Below are 1,524 nucleotides of genomic sequence, written 5' to 3'. Positions count from 1 at the left end.
CGGAAGATTTCAAGTCCAGTGAGACGGTCGTGACGCTATGAGGTTTGTGGTGCGGGTTCCCTGCGCTTGGCCGGGTCGTTGATCCATGCCTGCTGGGGTATCCGGGGTGGTCGGGGGCGGCGGCCGAAGCGTTCGGGGTGGCGGGCGTATGCCTCGGCGAGGGTGACGGCACGCTGGTCGCGGACCTCCTCGGCGGTGCCGAAGTGCACGCTGGCCGGTGTGTGCCAGCCGATGCCCGAATGCCGGTGCTCGTGGTTGTAGTACGCGATGAACGCGTCGAACCACTCGCGGGCATGGGCCAGCGAGTCGAACCGTTCGGGGTAGTCGGACATGTACTTCGTGGTCTTGAAGTGGGCCTCGCTGTAAGGGTTGTCGTTGGAGGTCTTCGGCCGTGAGTGCGACCGGGTGACGCCGAGGTCGATCAGCAACTGCGAGACCTTCTTGGAGGTCATCGACGTGCCGCGGTCGGCGTGCACGGTCTGGGGCACGATGCCGTTGCGGGCGATGGTCTCGCGGATCAACTCCTCGGCCCGCGCCGCTGATTCGGCCCGCTCGACGGTATGGCCGACGATGTAGCGGCTGAAGATGTCGATGATGACGTAGGCGTGATACCAGACGCCCTTGACCGGTCCGGCTGCCTTGGTGATGTCCCAGGTGAACACTTGCGAGGGTGCGGTGGCGACCAGCTCGGGCACCGTCTTCGCCGGGTGGGTGGCCTGACGGCGGCGCTCGCCGGACTGCCCCTTGGCGCGCAGGATCCGGTACATCGTGGAGACGGAACAGTGGTAGCGCCCGGCATCCAGCTCACGGGCCCAGATCTGCGCGGGCGGCAGTTCGGCGTACTCGCCCGAGTTCATCATCTCCAGGACTGCCGCCCGCTCCTCGGGTGTGAGGGCTGAGGGCTGGACCTGCGGTTTTCTGGGTTTCCGCTCGGGCGGGGGCCGCAGCCGGCGGTAGTGGGTGGCCCGGGAGCGGCCGGTCAGCCGGCACGCGGCCGTGATGCCCAGTTCGCCTTGGACGCCGGTGAACGCGTCGTCGACCACCGGGTCGGCGGCAGCGTTCAGTCCGCGCCCTCGGAGATCATTTCCAAGAGCGTGGAAGCTTTTCCCATGACGTCCAACGCGGCCTTGTTCCGGGCCAGTTCCTTCTCCAGCCGTTCCACCTGGTGGCGCAGCTTCTCGTTCTCGGCCTCGGCTGCCGACTTCTTCGGCCGGGCCGGGCTGGTGCGCTTATCGACCAGCTTCTCCAGGGCCCCGGCATCCCGCGCGGCCCGCCACTCCTTCACGTGCGAGTGGTACAGACGCTCGCGGCGCAGGACCGCGCCCTTCTCGTTCTTCGGGGCGGCGTCGTACTCGGCAACGATCCGCAGCTTGTACTCCGGGCTGAAGGTGCGGCGCTTCGGCCGGGGAGCCGGGTCGGACCCGGCGGGGGTGGTGCTGGTCATGAGGGGGTGGTTCTCCTGTCGTGCCCTCTCAGGCTAACCCGACGAAGCGGGACGTCTCACCCAAGGCTGACAGAGAGGGG

2 protein-coding genes are annotated in these 1,524 nt (G+C 67.8%); both read right to left on the bottom strand.

The genetic code is table 11. From position 1 onward, the window contains the following. Nucleotides 1-35: 35 nt before the first annotated feature. On the bottom strand, nt 36-1,043 hold the full coding sequence (locus HDC93_RS37625) for an IS3 family transposase (RefSeq protein WP_185015252.1): 1,008 nt from the start codon (nt 1,041-1,043) through the stop codon (nt 36-38). A gap of 17 nt (nt 1,044-1,060) precedes the next feature. Beyond that, complete coding sequence (locus HDC93_RS37620; RefSeq protein ID WP_185015251.1) at nt 1,061-1,444, bottom strand: transposase; 384 nt, start codon at nt 1,442-1,444, stop codon at nt 1,061-1,063. Between the last annotated feature and the right edge of the window lie 80 nt (nt 1,445-1,524).

Source organism: Streptomyces sp. AK010, from assembly GCF_014207295.1.
Taxonomy (GTDB): Bacteria; Actinomycetota; Actinomycetes; order Streptomycetales; family Streptomycetaceae; genus Streptomyces; species Streptomyces massasporeus.
The sequence above is the reverse complement of the archived record's forward strand: the minus strand, read 5'-3'. Positions and strand labels throughout refer to the sequence as shown.

Bases quoted from the DNA above. Each gene is read 5' to 3' on its own strand.
- HDC93_RS37620 (WP_185015251.1), bottom strand. From the start codon at position 1,444: ATGACCAGCACCACCCCCGCCGGGTCCGACCCGGCTCCCCGGCCGAAG.